Raw genomic sequence first — 26269 nt, 5'->3', positions numbered from 1 at the left:
AGCCCTGTAGTCAAAAAGTCATTCCCTCTTGAGTGTATCCTGAGTACGGCGGAACACGTGAAATTCCGTCGGAATCCGGGAGGACCATCTCCCAAGGCTAAATACTACCTAGTGACCGATAGTGAACCAGTACCGTGAGGGAAAGGTGAAAAGCACCCCGGGAGGGGAGTGAAATAGATCCTGAAACCGTGTGCCTACAAGTAGTTAGAGCCCGTTAATGGGTGATAGCGTGCCTTTTGTAGAATGAACCGGCGAGTTACGATTACGTGCGAGGTTAAGTTGAGAAGACGGAGCCGCAGCGAAAGCGAGTCTGAATAGGGCGAATTAGTACGTGGTCGTAGACCCGAAACCAGGTGATCTACCCATGTCCAGGGTGAAGGTGAGGTAACACTTACTGGAGGCCCGAACCCACGCACGTTGAAAAGTGCGGGGATGAGGTGTGGGTAGCGGAGAAATTCCAATCGAACCTGGAGATAGCTGGTTCTCTCCGAAATAGCTTTAGGGCTAGCCTCGTGATTGAGAATACCGGAGGTAGAGCACTGTTTGGACTAGGGGGGCATCTCGCTTTACCGAATTCAGACAAACTCCGAATGCCGGATATTTATACACGGGAGTCAGACTGCGAGTGATAAGATCCGTAGTCAAAAGGGAAACAGCCCAGACCACCAGCTAAGGTCCCAAAGTAATCGTTAAGTGGAAAAGGATGTGGCGTTGCTTAGACAACCAGGATGTTGGCTTAGAAGCAGCCATCATTTAAAGAGTGCGTAATAGCTCACTGGTCGAGTGACGCTGCGCCGAAAATGTATCGGGGCTAAACGATTCACCGAAGCTGTGGATGCATACCGTTGGTATGCGTGGTAGGAGAGCGTTCTAAGTGCGTTGAAGTCAGACCGGAAGGACTGGTGGAGCGCTTAGAAGTGAGAATGCCGGTATGAGTAGCGAAAGACGGGTGAGAATCCCGTCCACCGTATGACTAAGGTTTCCTGAGGAAGGCTCGTCCGCTCAGGGTTAGTCGGGACCTAAGCCGAGGCCGATAGGCGTAGGCGATGGACAACAGGTTGATATTCCTGTACCACCTCCTCACCGTTTGAGAAATGGGGGGACGCAGTAGGATAGGGTAAGCAGAGCGTTGGTTGTCTCTGTTCAAGCAGTAAGGCGTGTGTGTAGGCAAATCCGCACACTATAACGTTGAGCTGTGATGACGAGCTCGTATGAGCGAAGTTCCTGATTTCACACTGCCAAGAAAAGCCTCTATCGAGGTGAGAGGTGCCCGTACCGCAAACCGACACAGGTAGTCGAGGAGAGAATCCTAAGGTGTGCGAGAGAACTCTCGTTAAGGAACTCGGCAAAATGACCCCGTAACTTCGGGAGAAGGGGTGCTCTTGAGCGTGCAAGCGCATGAGAGCCGCAGTGAATAGGCCCAGGCGACTGTTTAGCAAAAACACAGGTCTCTGCAAAACCGTAAGGTGACGTATAGGGGCTGACGCCTGCCCGGTGCTGGAAGGTTAAGAGGAGTGGTTAGCGCAAGCGAAGCTGCGAATTGAAGCCCCAGTAAACGGCGGCCGTAACTATAACGGTCCTAAGGTAGCGAAATTCCTTGTCGGGTAAGTTCCGACCCGCACGAAAGGCGTAACGATCTGGGCACTGTCTCAACGAGAGACTCGGTGAAATTATAGTACCTGTGAAGATGCAGGTTACCCGCGACAGGACGGAAAGACCCCGTGGAGCTTTACTGTAGCCTGATATTGAATTTTGGTACAACTTGTACAGGATAGGTAGGAGCCAGAGATCTCGGAGCGCCAGCTTCGAAGGAGGCGTCGGTGGGATACTACCCTGGTTGTATTGAACTTCTAACCCATGCCCCTTAGCGGGGTAGGAGACAGTGTCAGGCGGACAGTTTGACTGGGGCGGTCGCCTCCTAAAAGGTAACGGAGGCGCCCAAAGGTTCCCTCAGAATGGTTGGAAATCATTCGAAGAGTGTAAAGGCATAAGGGAGCTTGACTGCGAGACCTACAAGTCGAGCAGGGTCGAAAGACGGGCTTAGTGATCCGGTGGTTCCGCATGGAAGGGCCATCGCTCAACGGATAAAAGCTACCCCGGGGATAACAGGCTTATCTCCCCCAAGAGTCCACATCGACGGGGAGGTTTGGCACCTCGATGTCGGCTCATCGCATCCTGGGGCTGTAGTCGGTCCCAAGGGTTGGGCTGTTCGCCCATTAAAGCGGTACGCGAGCTGGGTTCAGAACGTCGTGAGACAGTTCGGTCCCTATCCGTCGTGGGCGTAGGAAATTTGAGAGGAGCTGTCCTTAGTACGAGAGGACCGGGATGGACACACCGCTGGTGTACCAGTTGTCTTGCCAAAGGCATCGCTGGGTAGCTATGTGTGGACGGGATAAGTGCTGAAAGCATCTAAGCATGAAGCCCCCCTCAAGATGAGATTTCCCATTACGCAAGTAAGTAAGACCCCTGAAAGACGATCAGGTAGATAGGTTCGAGGTGGAAGTGCGGTGACGTATGGAGCTGACGAATACTAATCGGTCGAGGACTTAACCACATTTTATTGCATAACTCAATGAAACGTTTATCCAGTTTTGAAAGAACAAACTTTCAATAGTGAAGTGATGATGGCAAAGAGGTCACACCCGTTCCCATACCGAACACGGAAGTTAAGCTCTTTAGCGCCGATGGTAGTTGGGGGCTTCCCCCTGTGAGAGTAGGACGTCGCTTCGCTAGAATAATGGAGGATTAGCTCAGCTGGGAGAGCACCTGCCTTACAAGCAGGGGGTCGGCGGTTCGAGCCCGTCATCCTCCACCATTTCTAAATGCCGGTGTAGCTCAGTTGGTAGAGCAACTGACTTGTAATCAGTAGGTCGAGGGTTCGACTCCTTTCGCCGGCACCATTTAGAGAGCCATTAGCTCAGTTGGTAGAGCATCTGACTTTTAATCAGAGGGTCGAAGGTTCGAGTCCTTCATGGCTCACCAGTTTTATTTTAATTTCATAACTGTCAGAATAAAAATATCTTATGCATTTTGCGGAAGTAGTTCAGTGGTAGAACACCACCTTGCCAAGGTGGGGGTCGCGAGTTCGAACCTCGTCTTCCGCTCCAAAATGCCGGGGTGGCGGAACTGGCAGACGCACAGGACTTAAAATCCTGCGGTGAGTGATCACCGTGCCGGTTCGATTCCGGCCCTCGGCACCATTTTTTACAACAATTATTTTAGCGCCCGTAGCTCAATTGGATAGAGCGTCTGACTACGGATCAGAAGGTTATGGGTTCGACTCCTGTCGGGCGCGCCATATATATTTAATGACATGTTCGGAATGTAGCTCAGCTTGGTAGAGCACTTGGTTTGGGACCAAGGGGTCGTAGGTTCGAATCCTGTCATTCCGACCATTACATATGGGGCCTTAGCTCAGCTGGGAGAGCGCCTGCCTTGCACGCAGGAGGTCAGCGGTTCGATCCCGCTAGGCTCCACCATATTTATTTTTCCCTTTGGAGGTATACCCAAGTCTGGCTGAAGGGATCGGTCTTGAAAACCGACAGGCGGGTAACACCGCGCGGGGGTTCGAATCCCTCTACCTCCTCCATTTTTATAAAAAACTCTAATGTTGGTCCCGTGGTGTAGCGGTTAACATGCCTGCCTGTCACGCAGGAGATCGCCGGTTCGATCCCGGTCGGGACCGCCATTTTTTTTTGCAAAAAAATAGATGGGTCAGTAGCTCAGTTGGTAGAGCATTAGATTGAAGCTCTAAGTGTCGGCGGTTCGATTCCGTCCTGACCCACCATATATTCCTTAAGAGGGGCCTATAGCTCAGCTGGTTAGAGCGCACGCCTGATAAGCGTGAGGTCGATGGTTCGAGTCCATTTAGGCCCACCATCTTATTTTTCCGAAGTAGCTCAGTGGTAGAGCAACCGGCTGTTAACCGGTTGGTCGTAGGTTCGAGTCCTACCTTCGGAGCCACGGCCCGTTGGTCAAGTGGTTAAGACACCGCCCTTTCACGGCGGTAACACGGGTTCGAATCCCGTACGGGTCATACTAAAGCTGTAGGTAAACAAAAGTTTATCTATGGCTTTTTTTTATGCATAAAGGGCTATTCTAAATTCTTTTGATATCTACTGAATATTTACTACAACTACATAAGCTTATTCTATTCCACCTTTTCCCACCCGTTATTTTTATCTCCGGTTTTCGGTATGCATTTTGAGGTCTCTTGTTAATAATAGTACTCGTTTCTTATGAACACATGACTTATGATAAACCTATATTCACTGGATGAAGAACACGGAGGAAAGTGTATATGAGAAATAGAGCATCAGTGGTAATAATAGAAAATGGAAAAGTATTATTAATTCAAAGGGTTAGGAATGGCTCTACTTATTATGTTTTTCCTGGTGGAGGAATAGAAAATGGTGAAACGCCAGAAGAGGGAGCAAAAAGAGAAGCCTGGGAGGAATTAGGAGTTGAGGTATACGTTAGAGATTGCTTTTCAACAATTAAATTTAACGGAACGCAATACTATTATAAAGCTGAAATTCTTTCTGGAACTTTAGGAACTGGTAATGGGGAAGAATACACAGACAAAAATAGAGATAGAGGAACATACTTACCGATGTGGGTAGATAGAGAAGGACTATCCTCAATGGATGTAAGACCTAATGAAGTGGCGATTAAGGTTCAAACTCTATTAAAGAAATAACCCATACAAAAAAAGGAACTCTAAATAAGAGTTCCCTTTATTATCCCTAGTTCTAGTTACTTTTTCAACACTCCACTATAATTCGTACCTGCATCACGCATGTTTTTACAGTCATGTTCAATCGTTTTAAGAGCGGTGGATGATTGCTTTTGGAATTCAATGACGCATCGATTACCTTCCACCGTTTCTGTCATCATGGCTTTTGTTGGTGACAGGATGGTTGCATAGCCTTGAACAAAACCTTCATCTTCTCCGTCAAATGCATCGTATGTGACATAGAACTCTGTTTTCGTGCTGCCAGTAATCGTAACATAGCGACCAATTGAATCGGTCTCACCACGACCATATCTGTAAAAGTAAGAATAATCTCCGTTCCATGAATCCTTAGTATTAGAAATTGGTGACCAATCTTTTCCAGTTCGTAGAGAGCTAGCTAGTATATTACGAGCTGCATTTGCACGTGTATTTAATGGAAGGGCATCATTATTCTCGAAGCTATTTAATGCATCCTCTGAAATATAGAAAAACGATTTCCTTTGCAAATTATGAAATAGCGTGACAACTTGTGCTCTCGTTAATTGATTCGATGATCCGAAAAATTTTATTAAATCGGTATTTTCGTATTGAGGGTATTGCCCACTTGTAATATGGTGATCTAATAGAAACTGAATGGAATCCTTTAATGTTGCTTGGCCGTCCAGAACATGTGTAAGGGCTTGTGCAACAACACCACGTTTAATCGCTTGTCCTCGAATATTGTTATCGAAATAGCCATTTAAAGGTACCTTATAGGCTGCCAATGTATTATAAAAAGGGTCAGATGCCAATGCTTTTGTTGTATATTTAGTCAGTTTATTCGATGTAGGTTCGAGGTCAAAAAATTTCACTAAAATTTGGCCGAATTGCTGTTCAGTGATTGGCTGATTTGGCCTGAATGTGCCATCGGGGAAACCTCCGACAAGTTCAACATCATACGCCCATTGAATAGAATCGTAAGCATAATGATTTTTATTTACATCTTTAAAAGCCGCTTTTTTTGCTAATGTAGGTGCTGGAATAGTAAGACTACCTACAAGGAATAGTAGGACAATTAAGAAAACCGAAAACCGCTTTATCTTCATAAAACTTACCTCCTTCATCATCTTGCCATCTTAAAGCTTTCATTAATGTAGCATGTTCCAAATATTTCCGCAATAAAACCTTTCCTTCATGACAAATTTCAAAACAGTTGTTATAATAAGCTTAACTTATGAGCAAAGGAATGATGGGTGAACGATGAAGTATTAATCTTATTTTTTAGTAATTGAAAATTCGTTTTCAAAGAAAAATAGGATTAGTATGCCCATTTTCCATAAAATTTGTATGAAATCGTATGTGCATAGTTTTTTACTATGTGTAGTTTCGAGTACAAATTTAATTAGCAGCTAATCCTTCCAAAAAAATTTTGGGAGGATTTTTTTCTTCCCAGTTGTGGAGGTTTACTTATGAAAGAACTGTTGAAATTACAGCAAGTAACAGTAGAATTACCCGAACGAATGCTTTTAGAGAATATAAATGCCACAATTAAGAAACACGAAATTATCGGCATTATTGGTCGTAATGGAAGTGGGAAATCTACATTACTTAAAGCGATTATGGGGTCATTTGAGGTGACAAATGGTCATATTCAGAAGCTTAAAGAAAAGCTATCTCTCTATTATGTAGAACAGGAGGAAGCATCTTTTGAGGTAGATACGGTTTCGGTTGAAGAGGCAGAATTACTTAGAAAGTGGTGTGTACCTGATGTTTCCTATGAGCAGTTAAGCGGTGGGGAACGTTTGAAACTTCGATTAGCGAGAGGCTTTGCCCAAAAGCCGAATCTTTTATTATTAGATGAACCAACCAATCATTTAGACGTAGCAAGCACAAAACAATTGATTGCGTTGATGAAATCCTATGATGGAGCGATTGTAGTTGTTTCGCATGATCGTTATTTTTTAGATCAAGTCGTAACAAAAATATGGTCGATTGAGGAGCGTACATTAATCGAACAACAAGGAAATTATTCGCATTATATAGAAGTGCGCCAACAGCGTCGTTTGGCACAGCAGCGGGCTTATGACAAACAACAAAGGAAAATTGAGCAATTAGAAAAACAAATGGAAGATTTATCTTCGTGGTCTGATAAAGCCCATCGTCAATCTACAAAACAAGAATTTCCAAAAGAGTATTATCGGGTGAAGGCAAAGCGTATGGATGCTCAAGTAAAATCAAAACGTAAAATGATTGAACGGGAGCTTGAAAAGAACAAAGTGGAGCAAGTGTCAAAAGAGCATGTAGTGAAGTTTAAATTGCAGTCGGGTAATAAAGTTGGGAAACGCTTTTTACAGGCAAAAAACGTATCGAAGCGCTTTTTAGACCGTTTGCTTTTTGATAACACGAACTTTACGATATTACATGGTGAACGTCTAGCACTTGTCGGAGCGAACGGTAGTGGGAAAACAACCTTCTTAAACATGGTGATGGGTCGAGAGGCATTTGAAGGAGAACTATGGGTATCACCTACCGCAAATATCGGGTATTTGACACAGGAAGTATTTGATTTACCAACTGAAAAAACACCAGCAGATTTGTTTCATCAAGATAATTTTGTCGACCGAGCACTTGTACAAAATTTAATGCGTCATTTAGGATTCACAATCGAACAGTGGCACGAGCCGATTGGGAATATGAGTATGGGGGAGCGTGTGAAATGTAAGCTTATGCACTATATTTTACAAAATCGTGATGTTCTTATATTAGATGAGCCGACGAATCATTTGGATTTACCATCCCGTGAGCAACTTGAATCAACGCTTGCCATGTACGAAGGGACTTTGCTCGTCGTATCCCATGATCAGTATTTTGTCGAGCGACTTGTTGATCAATATCTAGTAATCGAAGAGGGCAAGTTAAAAAAGATTTCAAAGGGTCAGACGAATGTACAAAAAAATACGACTGAAGAAGAATTACTGCAGCTTGAAACGGCAAGGCAGGAAGTGTTAGGGAAGCTTAGCTTTATGACACCATTAGACGCAGATTATGCAACGCTTGATGCAAAGTTTAAAGAACTGACGCAGCAAATTAATGCTTTGAAAAAATAATAGTTAGAAGAGGAGCCTATTTTTAAGATAGGCTCTTTTATTATAATTAATAATAAGTTCGTATGATTTGTTCTAAAATAGAGAAAAGATGCCGATATAAAGAGCACTTGAAGTATACATAGCAAGAGATGTTTTTCTCACATATAAAGAAATAGAGAAGGAGACGTGAAAGCATGAAGCAATCTAAAAAAATGCTAGCAGCACTTGTTGCGATTCCGGCAAGTGTTATTGTTGCCGGCGAAGTACAAGCAGCTGAACCAGAATTAAAGGCAAAAGAAATTCAAGAATTAGAACAAGCGGCAGCAGTGGTAGATGATCTAATTGGTAATCTAAGTGAAGATTCATCATTTGAAGAAATCAAAGCCGCGCGTGCAGCATATGACAATTTATCGAAAACTGAACAAGCATCGGTAAATAAAACAGCCTATTTAGAAAAAATAGAAGCTCATGTTGTGAAACTAAAAGAACAAGCTAAAACAGAAGCACAAGTAATTATCGACCGTATAACGCGCATTACGGGCAGTTATACAGAGACTGAAATTAGAAGCATACGCCTTGCTTATCAGGCACTAAGTGTACTAGCCCAATCTTATGTTACCAATTATCAAAGTTTAGTGAATGCAGAAAATAATATTATTTATCAAAATACAGTCGTGAAAGAGGCGAAATTAGCGGCTGCTGGATTTGATGAGTATATGTCCAAAATTACACGCTATTCTACGACACAAGAAATTGCGAAGGCACGTGCCTATTACAATTCTTTGTCGGCAGAGACAAGAAAACATGTGTCGACCTATGAAAAACTTGTGCGTCTAGAAACGATGTGGAAGGACCCGGATTACATCGGATTAGTCTATACGTATTATCCAGAGTATGTACATGCGGTTAAACCCGGTGCGATTACTGTAACGAAGCCAACTTACGACCCACTATACATTCCTGATGAGTCTACTTGGACATCAAGCAATGGGAGCTTTGCGAATGTAATTCCGGATGCTGCCACGTGGTCACCTTATAATGAAATGATGTATCAAAATGGGAGCTATGTGACGAAGCTAACATCATCACAAGTAGCTAATTATACCGATCCGAATGTTGTGCTAAAAGCAAACAATGTAAATATCGTCTTGCCAATGACCGATCTAAAGACTGCATCAGGGACTGTAGGGGTAGCATTAACCCTATCAAACAATCAAATTAATATTCAGTTTTCTGCTGGAAATTCTGCTATGCAATTTTCTAAGTACGTGGAGATTCATATTCCAATGAGCATCATCAAGGGCAATGCATCCCAAATAATTCAGCGTGTGAGTGGTGATGGTTCTTCAGTCGCATCTTATAAAGTAGATGGCTCAAATTTTATTATCCGTACGAAGTCGAGCGGTACATTTAAAACCGCAACTGCTAAGGTGAATTATAGAGATATAGGCACCGGTACTCAAGGTCAATCTATCCTTGAATTAGCGAAACACGGGATTGCGTATAATACAACAGCGCGACAAGTAAACGTAAATAATTATGTTAGTCGTGCAGATATTGCGACAATGATTACATCGGCGCTCGATCTTTCAAGTTCTTCGAAGTCGAGTTTTGCAGATTTAGGGAATGCGCTTTCTGCAAGTCGCGCACAAGGCTTGTTAGAGGCAGGAATTATGAGTGGTCTTACGTCGAGCAGCTATAGTCCAACTGCTACGGTGACAAAACAAGAGGCAGCCATTATTCTTTCAAATATGTATCGCTATTTAAATCAAGATTTATCCTTAGCTTACAATGAACTGAAATCAAATTATCGTGATATCTCAAATTTAACCTATGAAGCACGTCAAAGTATTGCGATTTTAGAATTATTTGGAGTAGTAAATGGCACTGGCACATTCAATCCGAATGAAAATTTAACACGAGGGCAGTTTGCAGAGTTATTCCATAAGGCATTAAAAGCAATTGATTATTTATAATACATTGAATGGTGCATCTCCTTTGTGAGGTGCGCCTTTTCTACGTTTCGATTCAATCTAAACTGCGCTATAATAAAAAGTTGAAATAGACAAACAAAAGGAGTGGGGCGCATGGTGTATTTATCTATGATTTTCTTTAAAATTGTTGCGCCAATCCTTGTATTACTAATTATCGGGGCGTTATTACAAAGAAAGTTTCAATTTAATTTAAAGGCGTTATCCCATCTTATTACGTATTGTTTTATGCCTGCCGCAGTGTTTATTAATATTTATGAAACGTCGGTGGAAATGAGCGTAATTGGCCAAATTACAATATTTATTGTGCTATTCATTGGTTCACAAATGCTACTTAGTAAATTTTTAGCAAAATTATTAAAGCTAGATCGGAAAGAATCCGCCGTTTTTAAAAATAGTGTAGTGCTTATTAATTCAGGAAACTATGGGATCCCTGTTGCTCAAATGATCTTTGCTACGCAACCAATCGGGGTGGCAATCCAAGTAATTCTCGTTATTTTTCAAAATATGACGACTTATACATACGGGCTGTACAATTTGATTTCTTCCACAAAATCAGGGCTCGCTATTATTCGGGACTTTTTAAAAATGCCAATTGTCCATGCTCTTGTACTTGGTGCAGCGCTTAATTATTTCAATGTGCCAATTCCAGAAACGTTTAGTATCCCTCTTGAGCATATTGCGGAAGGCTTTGTCGCAGTAGCTTTAATAACATTAGGTGCTCAGCTTTCGCAAATTGAAATACGTACGATGTTTAATAAAACGATATTTGTAAGTTGTTTTACACGATTAATTATTGGTCCAGCAGTAGCTCTTGTTATTATATTTTTACTTGGACTAGATGGGGTTGTTGCACAATCCCTATTTATCGCAAGTGCGTTTCCTACATCACGTAATAGTTCTAGTCTCGCGTTAGAATATGATATTGAATCTGCTACAGCAGCACAAACCGTATTATTTTCAACAATTATTAGTTGCTTGACAGTGACAGTAGTAATTTACGTTTCTAACGTATTATTCGTATAAGAAAAGAATGTTCATCAGCGAATGCTTCGATTGAACATTCTTTTTTATTAGCTTAATTCAAAATTGAAATTATAGTAAAATAATTCTTTTACAAAAATGGAATAATTTATGTTGAAATTTTGCTCGCGGTAAAACATAATTGTAATTGATAGTAGTACTATCATTTCACAAAAAAAGGGAGCGAATACAATGCAAAACATTCAATGGGAAAAAGAAGTTGATGTGATCGTTCTAGGTACAGGAGGAGCGGCTTTATCAGCGGCAGTTGCGGCAGCCGAAAATGGCGCATCCGTGCTAGTACTTGAAAAAACGTATCAAATTGGTGGTACAACTGCATATTCTGGAGGGGTTCCTTGGGTTCCATTAAATCATTATATGGAAGCAGAAGGGTTTACAGATAATCGTGAAGATGCGATTAATTTCATCAAGCGTTTAGCATTAGGCCGTGCAGAAGACCATATGATTGAGCGTTTTGTTGATAAAGGGCAAGAGGTATTTAGATTTTTAGATGAAAAAGCACAAGTAAAATTTAAAACGCCAAACGGGTACCCAGAATATTACCGAAATATTCCGGAAGCTTTACAAAATGGCACACGTTCATTAGATCCACTACCATTTGATTTAAATTTAATCGGTGACTGGGGGATTCATTTACGCCAAAATCCAATTTTCCCACCACTTACATTAGAAGAAGGTGGCGCAATTGGTGGAATTGATTTTGGTAAAGTTGCAGAGCGTATGCAAAATAATGTCGTTACAATGGGTCGCTCATTAATCGGCTCATTATTTAAAGCATGTTTAGACCGTGGTGTTGAAACATTATTAAATATTGCAGGTAAAGAGCTTGTATTAGGTGACAACGAAGAAATTATCGGCGTTATCGCAGAAACAAAAGAGGGTGAAAAGAAATATTTCAAGGCAAACAAAGGGGTTATTTTAGCTTCTGGTGGCTTTGAATGGAATAAACAATTAACAAAAGCATTCCTAAAAATGGACATTACACACCCAGTTTCACCTCCTGGAAATGAAGGGGACGCGCTTCTAATGTCGATGAAGGTTGGAGCGGCACTTGATAATATGAGTGAAGCATGGTGGTATCCAGCAATGATAGACCCGACATTTGAATATGAAGACAATATTATGGCACAGCTTGGTGGTGGGCGTATGGGTCCGAACTCTATTGTTGTGAACAAGCATGGTCGTCGTTTCACCCATGAAGGGGTTACATACAATGATATGCCGCGTGCGATGTTCAATTATGATCCAGTATCAGTTGACTTCCCGAATAAAGGGCCAGTATGGATGGTATTTGATCAGCAATTAAAAGACAGCCAATTGCTAATTACAATGACGCCAGGAGATCCAGCTCCTGAGTGGGTGGATCAAGCGCCAACAATTCGTGAATTAGCAGAAAAAATTGGTGTTAATGCCGACAACTTAGAAGATGAAATTGCTAAGTGGAATAGTTATGCTGCACAGAAGGAAGATCCAGATTTCCACCGTGGCACAACTCAATTTGAAAATTTAACAGGTGGCGGGGGAAGCCCAGAGGCTAACATCGGCACAATTGAAAAAGGACCGTTCTATGCATTACCAATCTATCTAGGTGCATTAGGCACGAATGGCGGACCAAAAATTAATGAAAATGGACAAGTTGTTAACTTCGCAGGTAATCCAATTAAAGGCTTATATGCAGCAGGAAATGCATCTGCTAACCCACTTGGACCTATTTATCCAAGTGCAGGCGGAACAATCGGACCAGGTATGGTATTCGGTTTCTTAGCCGGAGAACATGCAGCAAAATCTAACTAACGAGGAGTAATGAACATGCCAGCAGGAACACATTCAGTATCAATACCAGTAAACATTCAAACAATTTGGGAATTTGTACAAGATATGAACAATTGGGCACCACTTGTACCCGGTTATATCGAACACGAAATTATTAATGATCGTGAATCAACATGGGCATTCAAGGGTGACTTAGGATTCATGAAGAAAACAGTAAAGTTAAAAATTGATATTAAAGAGTGGAATGAACCTTCAGGAGTTGTATTCGATTTAACGGGTATTTCGGATAACTTTAAAGGTGGCGGCTATTTCAAGGCCGAGGCAGTAAGCGAAAATGAAACGATTATGGCTGGAAACTTGGATATTAACGCTGGAGGTATGATGGGGCCAATGATTAACCAAATTCTAATCAACTTTGTCCCACAGACTGCTACAGAATTAACAGAAGCAATTGTAAATAAAATTAAAGAAATTAATCACGTCTAATAATAAGGCATTCCTGAAAAAATAGCTCAGGAATGCCTTTTATTATTGCTTTTTTATACGCATTAATTTGAGTTGTGTACACTTATTAATTCTTTTTGAAATAGTTAAGTATTATTTTTTTTACCTCAACTAGCTCCTGCTTTTTGGGCACGGGTACAATTTCAACTGGAAGGAAACTTGTAAATGCATGCTTTTTAATGGCAATACCAAATAAGTTCATAATCGTAAGCGCGGTTATCTTTTCTTCGCCTGAAAGGGAAATTGAACCGTCCTCAATTCCTTGATTGATTGCCTCATTCACACAGCGTCCAATCCGTATATACGTAGAACGAATGGTATTTATTAGTTCGTCTTCGATTGGGTTATAGGTTACGTAGTATTCAAAGTTTTCAAGTAGCGTAACAGCTTGCCGATTCGCTGTAAAAATATAATCAATATACGAATCTAAAATTGCCTCCATTTTCTCGTATCCATTTCTATTGGACTCATTAATGTCTTCAAAATGGGGTAACATTCCTTCTATTACTTCAATTACCAATTCGATTATTAATTGCTCTTTTTTTGGAAAGTAACGAAATAATGTCGCAACGCCTACGCCAGCTTCATCAGCAACTTTTTGCATCGATGTGCGCTCAAAACCATTTTCAGTAAAGAGGTGTTTGGCTGCGACAAGCATTTTTTGTCTTTTCACTTGTTTAACGTTCAAGATATTCCCTCCAAAATACTTTCATGTGCTTATCATACATAAATTTATACTAATTTGGTATTTTCATAAAATAAAAAGGCCGCAATTTACTTCTATTATAGAAGTAAATTGCGGCTGACTAATCTATTGTGGATATCAATGACTAGTATGAATTATTATTTCGTGTATGGGTTTGAAAGGTCCATACCATCTAAAGATAAGCCCATAGCTTTCGCTACACCTTCACCGTAAGCTGGATCAGCTAAGTAGCAGTGTAAGATGTGACGACGTTTGATGAACTCTTCAACACCGTTCATTTCAGCAGCAGTAGTTTCAAATAAACGTTGTTGCTGTTCAGGTGTTTGAAGACGGAATAATTTACCTGGTTGCTCGAAGTAGTTGTTGTCATCTTCACGGAAGTCGTAGATGTCAGCTGGACCATCAAGAGCTAATGCAGGATCTTTGTATTGAGATTGGCCTTGTAATGCACCATAGCTATTTGGATAGTAAGTAATAGCTGAACCACGGTTTCCGTCAGCACGGCCTTGGCCATCGCGGTGGTAAACCATGAATGGGCATTTTGGTGTGTTTACTGGAATTTGATGGTGGTTTACACCTAAACGGTAACGAGTTGCATCTTGATAAGCAAATAAACGTGCTTGTAACATACGGTCAGGTGAGAATGAAATACCAGGTACTACGTTAGATGGTGCGAAAGCAGCTTGCTCTACATCAGCAAAGTAGTTTTCTGGGTTACGGTTTAACTCGAATTCACCAACTTCGATTAATGGATATTCAGATTTGTACCAAACTTTTGTTAAGTCGAATGGGTTGTCCTTAGAGTTACGCGCTTGCTCTTCTGTCATCACTTGGATGTACATTTTCCAACGTGGGAAATCGCCATTTTCGATTGATTCGAATAAGTCACGTTGTGAAGATTCACGGTCTTTACCGATTACTTCAGCAGCTTCACTAGCTGTTAAGTTTTCGATACCTTGTTGAGTACGGAAGTGGAACTTCACATAGACGCGCTCGCCTTCCGCGTTAATCATTGAGTATGTGTGAGAACCGAAACCGTGCATTTTGCGGTAGCCGTTTGGAATACCACGGTCTGACATTACGATTGTTACTTGGTGTAACGCTTCTGGTAATGAAGTCCAGAAATCCCAGTTAGAGTTACCGTTGTGCATGTTTGTTTTTGGATCACGCTTAACAACGTGGTTTAAGTCTGGGAAGTGTAATGGGTCACGGAAGAAGAATACAGGTGTGTTGTTACCAACTAAGTCCCAGTTCCCTTCTTCAGTGTAGAATTTTAATGCAAAACCACGGATATCGCGTTCAGCATCAGCAGCACCGCGCTCACCTGCTACAGTTGAGAAACGTGCGAACATTTCAGTTTCTTTACCAACCTCAGAGAAGATTGCAGCTTTTGTATATTTTGTAATGTCATTTGTAACTGTAAATTTACCAAATGCACCTGAACCTTTTGCGTGCATACGACGCTCAGGGATTACTTCACGGTTGAAGTTTGCTAATTTTTCAATTAAGAATACGTCTTGTAATAAGACTGGACCACGACGGCCAGCTGTTTGTACGTCATCGTTGGATACTACAGGAGCACCAGAAGCCGTAGTTAAAAGTTCTTTTGTCATACGTAAGTTCCTCCTAAATTTAAATTTGAAAAACTCTTCGTAAATAACTATAACAAATCTAAATCATAATTTCTACTAAATTATAATAATTCTTTTTAAGGAATTTTTATATATAGATAGTAATTATATATTATTCAAATAGGAAGAATGTAAGAAGTAAAAATTCGTTTAACACAGAATATGTCTATGTATTAGGGAATTTAAGTACTTTTTCAAGGGGTTCATTACAAGTGGATGATGAAAAATAAAATGAAAAAGAAAAAAATATTACGTGCAATTCATGTTTCCACTATAACGATAATGAAAATGAATCTATCTAATTGAAAATCAGTTGAAGTATTTTTTATTGAAATTGATTAAGAAAGTAATCCGTTACAAAAGCTTAAAGATACATGTTGTGACTTTCTAATGAAAACTGGAAAAATGACAACAGTTTCACAAATGTTTCCTATATAATAAGTTCAAGGTTAAAGAGAAAGGGAAAGATTATGCAATTAACGTTAACATTTATTATTTTGGCGGTAACGATCGTATTCTTTACGACAAATCGCTTCCGCGCAGATTTAGTTGCCATTATGGCGTTACTCGCCTTTGTTATATTAGAAATTTTAACACCAGCAGAAGCATTAGCTGGCTTTTCGAATTCAGTAGTAATTATGATTGCGGGGCTATTTGTAGTAGGGGCAGGTATTTTACGGACAGGTCTTGCAGGGATGGCAGGAAATTTACTTTTAAAATGGTCTGGAGATAGCGAGCTCCGTTTGTTTATTTTATTGCTTGTAATTGTCGCTACGGTTGGAGCATTTATGAGTAATACGGGTACTGTGGCACTTATGTTACCGATTGTGGTTTCCATTGCATTAAGTATTCAAGTAAGCCCGTCTAAATTTTTAATGCCGCTTTCATATATTGCAAGCATGTCAGGACTGATGACGTTAATCGCATCGCCAACCAATTTAATTGCATCGCAAACACTAGTCGATCATGGCTTTGAAAAATTAGGCTTTTTTTCGATTACACCAATTGGGATTATCGCAACGATTACAGTAATAATTTATTTAGTCTTGGTACGTAATACATTATTACCAAAAGACGAAAAACGCTCACAATCGGATGCAGGGTACAAGCTGTCACCGAAAAAGATTGTGAAGGAATACGATTTACAAGATAAATTATTTCGTGTTGTCGTAGGTGAGAATTCGACAATTGTGGACCGCAAGTTGGCGGACTTAAAATTACCTGCCACGTATCATATTTACATTATGAAAATTAAGCGCGGTGCGATTGAAGGACTAAATTTGCGTCCGATGACGTATCAAGAGTTGGCTGGTCCAAATAGTGTTATACATGTGGGCGATGAGCTTTATGTGCAAGGAATTGCGAACGATGTGGCACGCTTTGCAACCGATTTTCAGTTAGTAATGCAGTCTTTTGAAGACAACGCAGAAGAGCTTATTACGAAGAAAATTGGTGTAGCAGAAGTACTATTAACCCCGCAGTCTCGTTTAATAGGCGAATCGGTAAGTAAAATTGGCTTCCGAGAGAAATATAATTTAAACATTGTCGGTATTAACCGAAAAGGGGATTACTTATTAAAAAATATGGCGGAGCAAAAGTTACGCTTCGGAGATGCCATTTTAGTACAGGGTACTTGGGATGAAATTGATCTATTGTCCCGCGAAACACATGATGTTGTCGTCGTTGGTCAGCCTCGCGAGCATGCAGGGTTAGCAGCAGCAACCGGCAAAGCGCCTGTTGCTGGTGTGATTATGCTGTTCATGATTGGACTAATGGTGTTTGAAGTATTTGATGCCGTAATTGCCGTATTAATTGGTGCCGTGCTCATGATGATTACGGGATGCTTGCGCAATATGGATGATGCCTACAATAAAATGAACTTTGAAAGTATTGTGCTTGTTGCTGCGATGCTACCAATGGCTACAGCGCTTGAGAAAACAGGTGGGATGACTATTTTAGCGGAAGGCATTGTATCTGTCCTAGGTGATTTTGGTCCGTACGGCGTATTCATGGGAATCTATGTGTTGACAGTGATCTTTGGGCAGTTTGTTAGCAATACGGCGACATCTGTCTTATTTTCACCAATTGCGATTACCTCTGCTCTAGCAATGGATGCTAATCCGTATACGTTTATGATTGCTGTAGCAGCTGCAGCAAGTATGGCCTTTGCCACACCAATTGCCTCTCCTACAAACTCGCTTGTTTTAACAGCAGGGGGCTATAAATTTATAGATTTCATTAAGGTAGGCGTACCGCTACAAATTATTATGTTTATTGTCATGATGATTGCAGTACCGCTGCTGTTTCCATTCTGATTTACAAAAAAACTGTTCCAGGGGTTTAAACTGTACCCTTTGTAAAGGACATTTTGAAAAAGCCTAGGCAACTTGTTGAAGCTGCTGTCTGTATTTTGCAGGCGGCAGCCTTTTTTAAATTCCATTGCCCACGATAATGATTGTAGTAATTCATGTAACTCTTGATTTCTCGTTTTACTTCATTGAATGTTTCGCAATCGTTTAGATTTATTTCGTCTTTAAAATGACCGAAGAATGATTCTTGAGGCGCATTGTCCCAACAGTTCCCTCGACGTGACATGGATTGATCTAAACCCATTCTTTTCACCATTGCTTGGAATTGGGGATTCGTATAGTGGAATCCCTGATCTGAATGAATAAAAGCATCCTTTGTTAAGTGGCGATGTTTCTTAAGCTTTTGGAGGGTATTGAGCACAATCTCTAAATGTAAGGACGAAGATACCTCATATGCTAAAATTTCATTTGTTTCTGCGTCTTTAATGGTTGATAAATAAGCACGTCTCCCGTTTTGATACGTTAAATACGTGATGTCTGTTAATAATACTTTTCCCGCTACCCCTTGCTTAAAATTGCGTTGTAATTTGTTTTCGCAAGTGCGATGTTCTTTTGTTGCTTTTGCCATACGGCGTGCTGGATTTGCTTTTCGAATTGGACAAATAATCTGGAACTTCTTCATAATACGGCGAATACGTTTGAGGTTGTATTTAATGCCATATTGGTTTTGAAGTGTCATTTTAATTTGGCGTGCTCCCTTTTTGCGTCCTCGGAAATGATATGCCTTTAAAATAATTTCCTTTGTCACTTCGTCTGCTTCATTCTGTGTCGCTCGTTTTTGTGCTGATTTTTCATCAAAATAATTGTAATAACCTGAACGGGAAACCCCAATCAGTTTACATAAATAGTTCACCATGCGCTTCAATTTGTACTTTTGAATCGTTTGATGGATTAATTCAAATTTTAGTTTTGTTTCGATTGTGATTTCTTCTTCAACATCTGCCTTTCGAGTAGATCGAGCTTTTTTAAGAGTTCATTTTCCGCTTCTAATAACCGCATTTTCGCTTCTAACCGTACATACTTTTCCTCAATACTTAGCTCACGTTCAAGCGGGCGCGCTGATTTTGTTTTTCGTGTATCTTGTAAGCCTTCTACACCTGCTTTAAGGTAGGAATTACGCCAACGTTTTGCTGAAGAAGTGATACGCTCAGATCCAACTAAATCAACGTCAAAACCTGCCACTTCAAAAATTTCTTTTGGCAGTTTCCCATTCCCATTTTCCGTAATAAAGTGGCGTTTAAATTCATCTGTATATGTAATCGCTTTTTCACTCACAGCCTGCACATAAGGATTACATTTTAATTGTTCCTGTTCTTTTTTCGTAAAGTATCTTTTAGTCATTTCAATCCGCTCCGACATCTTTTTTCTCATTATAAACAAAAGTACCCAATAGGATAGACTTTTTTCAAAGTGTCTATCTTATTGGGTACAGTTTAGTTTTCTGGAACAGTTTTTTTATAAGAACATGTCAACTTAAATGACAGGAGTGTTTTTAATTGATTGCGAACGGTAGCGAAAAGGCGTGAGATGATAATATTCCCTAAACACTTTTGTAAAGTAGTTGCTGTCGATAAAGCCGACTGCTTCTGCAATACTTGCAATTGAATGAGTGGAATGGGCAAGCATATTTTCGGCCTGTTGAACACGGTATTGCTGTATATATTTTTTTAATGGGATGCCCATTTTTTTAGAGAATACATTACTTAAATAGTTAGCGCTAATATTAAGTTCCTTGGCAATTGACTTCAGCGTTAGAGTGGAATTCATATAGTGATTTTCAATGATCGAAATCGCCATCTCTGCATAATCTGCATGAAGTTGCTGGGCAGTTTTCGCTTGTTGTATGAGTATTTGAGTAAATAAAATAAGTTCCTGCACAATAGCATACATTATTGGGTGCTCTAATATATGGTGAAATAAAGCACGATATTGTATTTCTAATTTTGGCTGTTGCTGTAAATGATATTTCATCATAAAACGACGAATTTGTGCGAGCACGCTTGTCAAATGAATGCGTACATCTTCGTGATGATAAAATGTTGAGGTATCTGTCAGCTTATATAAAAAGCTTTTAATTGCCTTTAAATCGCCATTTTCTAAACTATTAATCAGTAGTTGCTGAGCTTCAGGTGTCAGTAATGGATCTAGTCTTGTCACATTGAGAGATTGCGAGCTAGGAAAAATATGTGCATAGCCTTTATAAAAACGCTGCGTGAGCACCTTTTTGCATTCATTATACATATGGGATAAGGTCGTTTCCTCTCCATCATAGATGGCAATATTCATTTCCTCTCCACTAAACTTCAGCCATTCCCGAATGATGTGACGCAGCTGCTTTGTCATTTGTTCTCGTTCAATTGATTGGACGAGACAAAGTACCCGTTTTTGTAATGGGAAGGCAGTAATTTCTTCAAAAATAGGCGATTGAATGAGCCAATTGTAAAGCGATAAATTATGTTGGAATTGTGCAGGTTCTAGTAAGAAAAATACTTGCTGCTTTAAATTCACTTTTTTCGGCGTATTTAAGAAAAGGTCTAAATAAAGTTGTGCTTCAGTAGTAATGGATGGTGTAGGAGTGTCTTCCTGATATTTAATAGGCAATGTTAAAATAATGGATTTTAATTCTTCTAACGGTACAGGCTTCACGAATAGTTGTGCAGCTTTTATTTCAATGGCCTTCATCGCTTGTTGATAGATCGGCTGTGCGGTAAGGGCTATAATGTGGCATGGCTGTCTTTGTAAAAAATTTTGAACAGTAGGCGTAATAAGCTCAGTTTCTATTAATAAAACTTGCGGATGAAAGCTTGAAAAGATTTGTACGATTTGCTCACAGCTTGTTGCACGTTCAATTTCAACAGAACGCGTCAAATAATTTTTTAAATACCATTCAATTCCTCTAATTTCCTCATCATCACGTTCAATAATACATATTCGCATTGCAGCCACCACCTTATTAAAATACTAATTCATATAAAATTTCTAAAATATGTTTAAAAAATATTCTTTTTCTTTAAATAATACTAGAAACCATGAATATATTCCATTTATTCAGAATTGAAAGAAATTTATAGTGGTATAAAAGGGTGGTGTTGAGATGACAAAGTATCAACAAGAACAGCAATTATTGAAAACAAGTCAATTTGAAGTGAGTGTTTTTCTGAAAATGGTGATTTGTAGTTTAATCGGTATTTTTAGCTTCTTTGTATCCTTTGAATGGAACGGAAAATCAACTATTTTAGTGGATCACGTTGTAAGTTTTTTTACAACATATACTCCAGCATTCGTAAATGGTTATGTTTTGATTTTATTAGTTTTAGGAGCACTCTATCCATTTGTAACAAAGAAGTGGAAAGCATCGAAAGTAACGATGGTTTTATCTATTTTTAAATTAGGCGGTCTTGTTGCCGGTGTCATGCTTATTTTTGGTTTTGGCCCAGCGTGGTTATTTAATCCAGATGTCGGCCCATTTCTACTTGAGAAATTAATAAAACCAGTAGGTCTTGTCATTCCGATTGGATCGATATTTTTAGCATTACTTGTTTGTTACGGACTACTTGAATTTATTGGAGTGTTTATGCAACCCGTTATGAAGCCTGTGTTCAAAACACCAGGGCGTTCGGCGGTGGATGCAGTTGCATCATTTGTTGGCAGTTATTCAGTAGGGTTAATTTTAACAAATCGTGTATTTAAAGAGGGGAAATATACTGCGCGTGAGGCGGCAATTATTGCAACAGGCTTCTCGACAGTTTCTGCTACATTTATGGTCGTTGTGGCTAAAACATTAGATTTGATGGCGTATTGGAATTTATTTTTCTGGGTGACGTTAGTTGTGACATTTGTTGTAACGGCCATTACAGCAAGAATTTATCCGTTAAATAAAATTAAGGATGAATATTATGAGGGCTCTATTCCACAACCAGAAAAAATAATAAAAAAAGATCGTTTGAAGGTGGCTTGGACAGAGGCAGTAGAAGCTACGAAGGCAAATCCATCACTGGCCAAAAATTTATACATCCATTTAAAAGATGGTTTCATTATGGCAATGGGCGTTATCCCTTCAATCTTGTCAATTGGTTTATTAGGGATGGTTTTAGCACTTTATACACCGTTATTTGACTGGTTGGCATACATCTTTGCGCCATTCACATATTTGCTACAAATTCCAGATCCGATGCTAACAGCAAAAGCGTTGTCACTATCAATTGCGGAAATGTTTTTACCAGCAATGATTGTTACAGAATCAGTGTTAGTTACGAAATTTATTGTAGCGGTTGTTTCAATTTCAGCTATCCTATTTTTCTCAGCAGTTATTCCAGTTATTTTATCGACAGATATTCCATTATCAATTCGCCAAATGATCATTATTTGGTTTGAACGGGTTGTCTTAACGTTAATTTTAGTTACACCAATAGCATTTATTTTATTTTAATTTAAAGGAGCGATTTTATGTTTAAAACAAATATTCGTGCACCACGAGGGTCAGAGCTTTCATGTAAAGGGTGGACGCAAGAAGCTGCGATGCGCATGCTGATGAATAATTTAGATCCTGAAGTAGCGGAAAATCCAGATGAGCTTGTTGTTTATGGCGGAATTGGCAAAGCAGCACGTGATTGGAAAAGCTTTGACAAAATGATTGAAACGTTAAAGAGTTTAGAAAATGATGAGACGATGCTTGTGCAATCAGGTAAGCCAGTAGCTGTATTTAAAACACATGAAAATGCACCACGTGTATTAATTGCAAATTCCAACTTAGTACCTGGGTGGGCAAATTGGGATCATTTTTATGAGTTAGAAGAGCGTAACTTAATGATGTATGGCCAAATGACGGCCGGCTCGTGGATTTATATTGGAGCACAAGGAATTTTACAAGGTACGTATTTAAGTTTTGTAGAAGCGGGTAAAAAGAAATTTGGGACAGCTGATTTACGTGGAAGATGGATCTTAACTGGCGGCATGGGTGGTATGAGTGGTGCACAGCCATTAGCAGGAAAAATGGCGGGTGCAGTTATTTTAGTTGTAGAAGTAGACCGTGCACGTATTGAACGCAAAATTAAAGAAGGCTATTGCGATTATATTGTGGAAACAGTAGATGAAGCAATTGAGTTAGTAAACCAATTAACCGATGCTAAGGAGCCAGCATCGATAGGGTTAGTAGGTAACTGTGCGGATGTGAATCGGGAGCTATTAAATCGTGGCATGATTCCTGATTTCGTAACAGACCAAACATCTGCCCACGATCCGATTAACGGCTACGTGCCAAATGGTATGACATTAGAGGAAGCATTAACATTACGTAAGACGGATGTAAAAGCTTATGAACGTCGTGCAAAGGAAACGATGGCAGAGCATGTACGTACGATGCTTGAGTTCCAGCAGGCAGGCTCAGAAACATTTGATTATGGAAACAATATTCGCGCCTATGCAAAGGAAATGGGTGTAGAAAATGCCTTTGATTTCCCAGGCTTTGTCCCAGCTTATATTCGCCCATTATTTTGCGAAGGAAAAGGACCGTTCCGTTGGGCAGCATTGTCAGGTGACCCGGAAGATATTTATAAAACAGACCAGCTTGCAAAAGAAATGTTTGCCGATGATGAAGGCTTAGTCAACTGGATTGACATGGCGCAAAAAATGGTGAAATGGCAAGGCTTACCGGCACGTATTTGCTGGTTAGGCTATGGAGATCGCCACCGTTTTGCACTACGTGTCAATGAAATGGTGGCCAATGGTGAATTAAAAGCGCCGATCGTATTCGGTCGTGACCATTTAGACTCAGGTTCCGTAGCATCACCAAACCGTGAAACAGAAGGTATGATAGACGGTTCGGATGCAGTTTCAGATTGGCCATTATTAAATGCTTTAGTGAATACAGCAGGTGGCGCGAGCTGGGTAAGTATTCATCACGGTGGAGGCGTAGGTATGGGCTATTCTCAGCACGCTGGTCAAGTATTAGTTGCAGATGGCACAGAGCTTGCAGCAGATAAAATTAATCGCGTATTAATTTCAGACCCGGGAATGGGTGTTGTACGTCACGCGGATGCAGGTTATGACCTAGCGATTCGTACAGCAAAAGAAAAAGGCATTCAAATGCCGATGCTAAAAGGATGATGAAGATTGGCACTATTAATAAATAATGCAAATGAAGTAATCACGATGCAACTTGATAAAGTAGGTCCTCGTAGACGAGAACAAATGAGTGAACTCGGCCTCTTAAAAGATGTGAGTATTTTAATTGCTGATGGTCGAATTGAAGCGATTGCACCACTGGAGGAAATAAAGCAAACTTTTCCACATTTAATGGAACGTGTGGAAGTGATTGATGCGCAAGGGAAAATTGTCATGCCTGGCTTAGTGGATTGTCATACACATTTAGTGCACGGCGGGACTCGGGAGCATGAGCTTAACATGCGACTTGCTGGTAAATCGTATATGGACATTATGAATGCAGGTGGTGGGATTCATTACACGACGACCAAAACACGTGAGGCGAGCTTCGATACATTGTATGAAAAAACGTATTATCATTTAAATGATTTTCTACGTTACGGCGTCACGACGGTAGAGGCTAAATCGGGGTACGGCTTAGACTGGGCTACAGAACTAAAGCAACTTGAAGTGGCGAAAAAATTACAAGAAACGCATGTCGTGGATATTGTTTCGACCTTTATGGGCGCACATGCTGTTCCGAAAGAAATGAAGGGTGAGGAAGATCGTTTTGTAGACATCATCATCAACGAAATGATACCGAAAGTAGCAGAGCAAGGCTTAGCAGAATTTAATGATGTCTTTTGTGAAAAAGGCGTATTTACTCCGGAACAATCTCGCTTAATATTAGAAGCTGGGAAGGAACACGGACTTACTCCTAAAATTCATGCGGATGAAATTGAACCGTATGAGGGTGCTGAATTAGCAGCTGAAGTAGGGGCCATTTCGGCAGAGCATTTACTTGTTGCGTCCGATGATGGAATTGAGGCGATGGCAAAAGCAGGTACGATTGCCGTTCTATTACCAGGCACAGCCTTTTTCCTTCGTGCACCTTATGCAAGAGGGCGTTTAATGATTGATTGTGGTGTACCTGTAGCGATTTCGACTGATTTCAATCCGGGTTCTTCACCAACAATTAGCTTGCCATTCGTGCAAAATTTAGCATGCATGAATATGGGCATGACTATGGAAGAAGTACTTTGTGCGACGACGATTAATGCGGCGTACGCGATTAATCGCGGAGATGAAGTCGGGACTCTTGAAAAAGGTAAAAAAGCAGACGTATTAATTTTAGATGTTCCAAATTATAAACAATTACAATATTTTTACGGAATGAATCATACTGATACGGTTATTAAAGATGGTAAGGTGGTTGTGAAGGGTGGTAGCCTCGTTGAGTGAGTTTATAGGAGCACCTGCAACGACTTGGAATCGGGTTGAGCATGAGGATATGAAGGTAAAGGACTGGATTGTGCCTAGCTTTGGGAAATTAACAGAAGGGTTCGATATTGTGATAACGGGTATACCGTTATCACGCTCTTCTATTAGTGCATCGGCAGCTTCCGAATATCCTGATTTTTTTCGCAAAAGCTGGCAATTTTTTTCGACCTATTCTATTGATGATAATGTAGATTTTCGTCATTTGCATGTAGCAGATTTAGGCGATGTAAAAATGCATGGGACGAATATTTTACAATGTCATACCAATATTGAACGGGCAATGATGGATATTCAAATCTATTGTCCGAATAGTTTTTATGTACAAATTGGTGGGGATCATTCGATTACAGCACCTATTGTACGGGCAATTACACAACATACGGGCAAGCGCGTGGGCATTGTGCAATTTGATACCCACTTAGATTTACGTGCGACTGAAAGTGATGGTCCAACAAATGGGACACCAATTCGTCAGCTCCTTGATACGGGAGTTGTTCGCGGAGAAGACGTTTACAATATTGGACTTCACGGCTTTTACAATGCACCAAGTTTAATAAAAGCTGCAGATGAATATGGTGTAAACCGAATTACATTAAAGCAATTCAGAAAAAATGGAGCTGAACAGCAAATTGCTGAAGTGATGAACTCACTGAAGGAAAAAGTCGATATCGTCTATGTAACAGTTGATATGGATGTGCTCGATATTACTTATGCACCGGGTGTTCCGGCATCAACTCCAGGTGGGATGCGGAGCGATGAACTATTTGATTTACTTTATGAAGTAGGAAAATATGATTTTGTATATGGAATGGATTTCGTTTGTTTAGATCCACATCGAGATAGTCGGGAGCAACAGACAGTAAAAACTGGGGTATATGCATTTTTAACAGTAATGACTTCGAGATTTGTCCATTTATATTCTGAAAAAAACACTGTTACTATGTAGAGGTAGCAGTGTTTTCCATTTGGAGAAAGACACCCATTGAAACTTTCTGATTTATTGTACGTATAGTAATAATTAGTCGAAAT

At 40.2% G+C, this 26269-nt stretch carries 17 protein-coding genes, 14 tRNA genes and 2 rRNA genes (1 of these 33 only partly in view); 27 read left to right on the top strand and 6 right to left on the bottom strand.

The annotated features are described in order from the left end of the window. The 17 genes from MKZ17_RS18810 to MKZ17_RS18730 form a co-directional block, all read left to right on the top strand. Positions 1–2554, top strand: a 23S ribosomal RNA gene (locus MKZ17_RS18810) (it extends 374 nt beyond the left edge of the window). 60 nt (positions 2555–2614) lie between these two features. Next, positions 2615–2730 (top strand): 5S ribosomal RNA (rrf, locus tag MKZ17_RS18805). Positions 2731–2739: 9 nt separating this feature from the next. Continuing rightward, positions 2740–2815, top strand: a tRNA-Val gene (locus MKZ17_RS18800). A 9-nt stretch (positions 2816–2824) separates the two neighbouring features. Beyond that, positions 2825–2900, top strand: a tRNA-Thr gene (locus tag MKZ17_RS18795). 6 nt (positions 2901–2906) lie between these two features. Further along, positions 2907–2982: transfer RNA gene (locus MKZ17_RS18790), tRNA-Lys, on the top strand. 50 nt (positions 2983–3032) lie between these two features. Beyond that, a tRNA-Gly gene (locus MKZ17_RS18785) sits at positions 3033–3107 on the top strand. 4 nt (positions 3108–3111) lie between these two features. Continuing rightward, positions 3112–3200: transfer RNA gene (locus MKZ17_RS18780), tRNA-Leu, on the top strand. Between the two features lie 21 nt (positions 3201–3221). Beyond that, a tRNA-Arg gene (locus MKZ17_RS18775) sits at positions 3222–3298 on the top strand. Between the two features lie 20 nt (positions 3299–3318). Next, positions 3319–3395, top strand: a tRNA-Pro gene (locus tag MKZ17_RS18770). Positions 3396–3403: 8 nt separating this feature from the next. Beyond that, positions 3404–3479 (top strand) — tRNA-Ala (locus MKZ17_RS18765). A 17-nt stretch (positions 3480–3496) separates the two neighbouring features. After that, positions 3497–3589: transfer RNA gene (locus tag MKZ17_RS18760), tRNA-Ser, on the top strand. Between the two features lie 23 nt (positions 3590–3612). Further along, a tRNA-Asp gene (locus MKZ17_RS18755) sits at positions 3613–3688 on the top strand. 23 nt (positions 3689–3711) lie between these two features. Then, a tRNA-Phe gene (locus tag MKZ17_RS18750) sits at positions 3712–3787 on the top strand. Positions 3788–3802: 15 nt separating this feature from the next. Beyond that, a tRNA-Ile gene (locus tag MKZ17_RS18745) sits at positions 3803–3879 on the top strand. A gap of 9 nt (positions 3880–3888) precedes the next feature. Then, a tRNA-Asn gene (locus tag MKZ17_RS18740) sits at positions 3889–3963 on the top strand. Between the two features lies 1 nt (position 3964). Then, positions 3965–4036 (top strand) — tRNA-Glu (locus MKZ17_RS18735). 264 nt (positions 4037–4300) lie between these two features. Beyond that, complete coding sequence (locus MKZ17_RS18730) at positions 4301–4699, top strand: NUDIX hydrolase (RefSeq protein ID WP_340725238.1); 399 nt, start codon at positions 4301–4303, stop codon at positions 4697–4699. Positions 4700–4755: 56 nt separating this feature from the next. Here MKZ17_RS18730 and MKZ17_RS18725 read toward each other — a convergent pair whose 3' ends face one another. Beyond that, complete coding sequence (locus tag MKZ17_RS18725) at positions 4756–5820, bottom strand: S-layer homology domain-containing protein (RefSeq protein ID WP_340725237.1); 1065 nt, start codon at positions 5818–5820, stop codon at positions 4756–4758. 363 nt (positions 5821–6183) lie between these two features. On the opposite strand from MKZ17_RS18725, the gene abc-f reads away from it, so the two are divergent. The 5 genes from abc-f to MKZ17_RS18700 all read left to right on the top strand — a co-directional run bounded on the left by abc-f (position 6184) and on the right by MKZ17_RS18700 (position 13094). After that, positions 6184–7821, top strand: coding sequence for a ribosomal protection-like ABC-F family protein (gene abc-f / locus MKZ17_RS18720; protein WP_340725236.1), 1638 nt, complete (start codon positions 6184–6186; stop codon positions 7819–7821). A 173-nt stretch (positions 7822–7994) separates the two neighbouring features. Next, complete coding sequence (locus MKZ17_RS18715) at positions 7995–9776, top strand: S-layer homology domain-containing protein (RefSeq protein ID WP_340725235.1); 1782 nt, start codon at positions 7995–7997, stop codon at positions 9774–9776. A 111-nt stretch (positions 9777–9887) separates the two neighbouring features. Next, a complete protein-coding gene (locus MKZ17_RS18710; RefSeq protein WP_340725234.1) occupies positions 9888–10817 on the top strand; it encodes an AEC family transporter in 930 nt (309 codons plus the stop codon). 189 nt (positions 10818–11006) lie between these two features. Further along, the gene (locus MKZ17_RS18705) at positions 11007–12629 is read left to right on the top strand and encodes an FAD-dependent oxidoreductase (protein WP_340725233.1); all 1623 of its coding nucleotides are present in this window, start codon (positions 11007–11009) and stop codon (positions 12627–12629) included. A 15-nt stretch (positions 12630–12644) separates the two neighbouring features. Continuing rightward, entirely contained in the window at positions 12645–13094 is a 450-nt protein-coding gene (locus MKZ17_RS18700; protein ID WP_340725232.1) for a CoxG family protein, read from the top strand. An 85-nt stretch (positions 13095–13179) separates the two neighbouring features. Here MKZ17_RS18700 and MKZ17_RS18695 read toward each other — a convergent pair whose 3' ends face one another. Both MKZ17_RS18695 and MKZ17_RS18690 read right to left on the bottom strand, forming a co-directional pair. Next, complete coding sequence (locus MKZ17_RS18695) at positions 13180–13800, bottom strand: TetR/AcrR family transcriptional regulator (RefSeq protein WP_340725231.1); 621 nt, start codon at positions 13798–13800, stop codon at positions 13180–13182. 155 nt (positions 13801–13955) lie between these two features. After that, on the bottom strand, positions 13956–15431 hold the full coding sequence (locus MKZ17_RS18690) for a catalase (RefSeq protein ID WP_340725230.1): 1476 nt from the start codon (positions 15429–15431) through the stop codon (positions 13956–13958). 488 nt (positions 15432–15919) lie between these two features. Here MKZ17_RS18690 and MKZ17_RS18685 point away from each other — a divergent pair, with 488 nt between their 5' ends. Continuing rightward, the gene (locus tag MKZ17_RS18685; RefSeq protein WP_340725229.1) at positions 15920–17764 is read left to right on the top strand and encodes an SLC13 family permease; all 1845 of its coding nucleotides are present in this window, start codon (positions 15920–15922) and stop codon (positions 17762–17764) included. A 25-nt stretch (positions 17765–17789) separates the two neighbouring features. Here the strand turns inward: MKZ17_RS18685 and MKZ17_RS20665 are convergent, their stop codons facing one another. The 3 genes from MKZ17_RS20665 to MKZ17_RS18675 all read right to left on the bottom strand — a co-directional run bounded on the left by MKZ17_RS20665 (position 17790) and on the right by MKZ17_RS18675 (position 20755). Next, the gene (locus MKZ17_RS20665; protein WP_445326956.1) at positions 17790–18710 is read right to left on the bottom strand and encodes an IS3 family transposase; all 921 of its coding nucleotides are present in this window, start codon (positions 18708–18710) and stop codon (positions 17790–17792) included. Positions 18711–18721: 11 nt separating this feature from the next. Then, positions 18722–19159 carry an HTH domain-containing protein gene (locus MKZ17_RS20660; RefSeq protein WP_445326930.1) on the bottom strand — a complete coding sequence of 146 codons (438 nt, stop codon included), beginning with the start codon at positions 19157–19159 and terminating at the stop codon, positions 18722–18724. A 132-nt stretch (positions 19160–19291) separates the two neighbouring features. After that, on the bottom strand, positions 19292–20755 hold the full coding sequence (locus MKZ17_RS18675) for a helix-turn-helix domain-containing protein (RefSeq protein ID WP_340725228.1): 1464 nt from the start codon (positions 20753–20755) through the stop codon (positions 19292–19294). Positions 20756–20912: 157 nt separating this feature from the next. On the opposite strand from MKZ17_RS18675, the gene MKZ17_RS18670 reads away from it, so the two are divergent. The 4 genes from MKZ17_RS18670 to MKZ17_RS18655 are packed head-to-tail and all read left to right on the top strand — an operon-like array spanning position 20913 to position 26186. Then, positions 20913–22247: a YjiH family protein gene (locus tag MKZ17_RS18670; protein WP_340725227.1), complete on the top strand. Its 1335-nt coding sequence runs from the start codon at positions 20913–20915 to the stop codon at positions 22245–22247. Positions 22248–22264: 17 nt separating this feature from the next. Further along, positions 22265–23923: a urocanate hydratase gene (gene hutU / locus MKZ17_RS18665; protein ID WP_340725226.1), complete on the top strand. Its 1659-nt coding sequence runs from the start codon at positions 22265–22267 to the stop codon at positions 23921–23923. 45 nt (positions 23924–23968) lie between these two features. After that, positions 23969–25201, top strand: coding sequence for an imidazolonepropionase (gene hutI / locus MKZ17_RS18660; RefSeq protein WP_340725583.1), 1233 nt, complete (start codon positions 23969–23971; stop codon positions 25199–25201). Continuing rightward, complete coding sequence (locus tag MKZ17_RS18655) at positions 25194–26186, top strand: agmatinase family protein (protein WP_340725225.1); 993 nt, start codon at positions 25194–25196, stop codon at positions 26184–26186. The genes hutI and MKZ17_RS18655 overlap by 8 nt, the downstream gene beginning before the upstream one ends. Positions 26187–26269: the final 83 nt, after the last annotated feature.

Source organism: Solibacillus sp. FSL R7-0682 (genome assembly GCF_038005985.1).
Classification (GTDB): domain Bacteria; phylum Bacillota; class Bacilli; order Bacillales_A; family Planococcaceae; genus Solibacillus.
Note: the sequence above shows the minus strand (reverse complement) of the source record. Positions and strands in the feature narration are given on the sequence as shown.

Excerpts from the sequence above, each read along its gene's own strand:
- MKZ17_RS18730 (WP_340725238.1), top strand. The coding sequence starts at position 4,301 with ATGAGAAATAGAGCATCAGTGGTAATAATAGAAAATGGAAAAGTATTA.
- MKZ17_RS18725 (WP_340725237.1), bottom strand. The coding sequence starts at position 5,820 with ATGAAGATAAAGCGGTTTTCGGTTTTCTTAATTGTCCTACTATTCCTT.
- abc-f (WP_340725236.1), top strand. The coding sequence starts at position 6,184 with ATGAAAGAACTGTTGAAATTACAGCAAGTAACAGTAGAATTACCCGAA.
- MKZ17_RS18715 (WP_340725235.1), top strand. The coding sequence starts at position 7,995 with ATGAAGCAATCTAAAAAAATGCTAGCAGCACTTGTTGCGATTCCGGCA.
- MKZ17_RS18710 (WP_340725234.1), top strand. The coding sequence starts at position 9,888 with ATGGTGTATTTATCTATGATTTTCTTTAAAATTGTTGCGCCAATCCTT.
- MKZ17_RS18705 (WP_340725233.1), top strand. The coding sequence starts at position 11,007 with ATGCAAAACATTCAATGGGAAAAAGAAGTTGATGTGATCGTTCTAGGT.
- MKZ17_RS18700 (WP_340725232.1), top strand. The coding sequence starts at position 12,645 with ATGCCAGCAGGAACACATTCAGTATCAATACCAGTAAACATTCAAACA.
- MKZ17_RS18690 (WP_340725230.1), bottom strand. The coding sequence starts at position 15,431 with ATGACAAAAGAACTTTTAACTACGGCTTCTGGTGCTCCTGTAGTATCC.
- MKZ17_RS18685 (WP_340725229.1), top strand. The coding sequence starts at position 15,920 with ATGCAATTAACGTTAACATTTATTATTTTGGCGGTAACGATCGTATTC.
- MKZ17_RS20660 (WP_445326930.1), bottom strand. The coding sequence starts at position 19,159 with ATGACTAAAAGATACTTTACGAAAAAAGAACAGGAACAATTAAAATGT.
- MKZ17_RS18675 (WP_340725228.1), bottom strand. The coding sequence starts at position 20,755 with ATGCGAATATGTATTATTGAACGTGATGATGAGGAAATTAGAGGAATT.
- MKZ17_RS18670 (WP_340725227.1), top strand. The coding sequence starts at position 20,913 with ATGACAAAGTATCAACAAGAACAGCAATTATTGAAAACAAGTCAATTT.
- hutU (WP_340725226.1), top strand. The coding sequence starts at position 22,265 with ATGTTTAAAACAAATATTCGTGCACCACGAGGGTCAGAGCTTTCATGT.
- hutI (WP_340725583.1), top strand. The coding sequence starts at position 23,969 with ATGCAACTTGATAAAGTAGGTCCTCGTAGACGAGAACAAATGAGTGAA.